The sequence below is a fragment of the Paenibacillus tepidiphilus genome (assembly GCF_008635795.1).
GTDB lineage: Bacteria > Bacillota > Bacilli > Paenibacillales > Paenibacillaceae > Paenibacillus_AQ > Paenibacillus_AQ tepidiphilus.
This window is the reverse complement of the sequence record NZ_VWRQ01000065.1, coordinates 1-934: the sequence shown is the minus strand read 5'-3', so window position 1 is coordinate 934 and position 934 is coordinate 1. Positions and strand designations below refer to the sequence as shown.

Genomic DNA, 934 nt, shown 5'->3' with positions numbered 1-934 from the left:
GGCTGCAGCTGCTGTCCTTCGCCCAGAATATAAGCCCGCAGCGTCGGCAGCGGCTGGCCGATGTTGCTGATCCCGCTGGTGATCTCCGCCTCGCCCAGCTTCTTGTACGTCACGTGTACGGTCGTTTCCGTAATCCCGTACATGTTGATCAATTCCGTATGAGGATACTTCCGGCTCCAGGCCCGCAGCTGCCCCGGCGCCAGCGCTTCCCCGCCAAAGATCACGGTCCGCACGCTCAGCTCGGCGTCCGCCTCTTCCATTTCCTGCTGCGACAACGCATAGAACGCGCTCGGCGTCTGGTTCAGCACCGTTACCCGCTCCTGCCGCAGCAGCCGCAACATCTGCTCCGGGTCTCTCGCCGTCATCAGCGGCACGACGACCAGCTTGCCGCCGTACAGCAGCGCGCCGTACATTTCCCATACCGAGAAATCGAAGCAATACGAGTGGAACATCGTCCACACGTCCCGATCGTTGAAATCAAACGCCATCCGGTCATTGAACAACAGCCGCACCACGTTCCGGTGCGTGATCATCGTCCCTTTCGGCTTTCCCGTCGTCCCTGAGGTATAGATCACGTACGCCAGATCGTCCGGCTGTGTCGCCTGCGGCGGGTTCTCCGCCTGCATCAGATCCGCTTCCCCCACATATACCCGGTACCCCGCAAACGGCAGCGCCGGCATCCGAAGCTCCACCTCACGAGTCGTTACCAGCCACTGCGCCCCGCTGTCCGCCAGCGTATAGGCGATGCGCTCGGCCGGATAATCCGGATCCATCGGCAGGTACGCCCCGCCGGCCTTCAGGATGCCGAGCATCCCGGCGATCATCTCCACCGAGCGGTCCATCAGGATGGCCACGATACACTCCGGCCCCACCCCTTGCCCGCGCAGCGTCCATGCCAGCTGATTCGCCCGCGCGTTCAGCTCCGCGTAGGTCA

Annotated in this window: 1 protein-coding gene; it reads right to left on the bottom strand. The window is 63.2% G+C overall.

Going from position 1 to position 934, the window contains the following annotated elements:
• A partial coding sequence (locus tag F1379_RS29480) for an AMP-binding protein (protein WP_150276045.1) occupies positions 1–934 on the bottom strand: 934 nt, incomplete at both ends.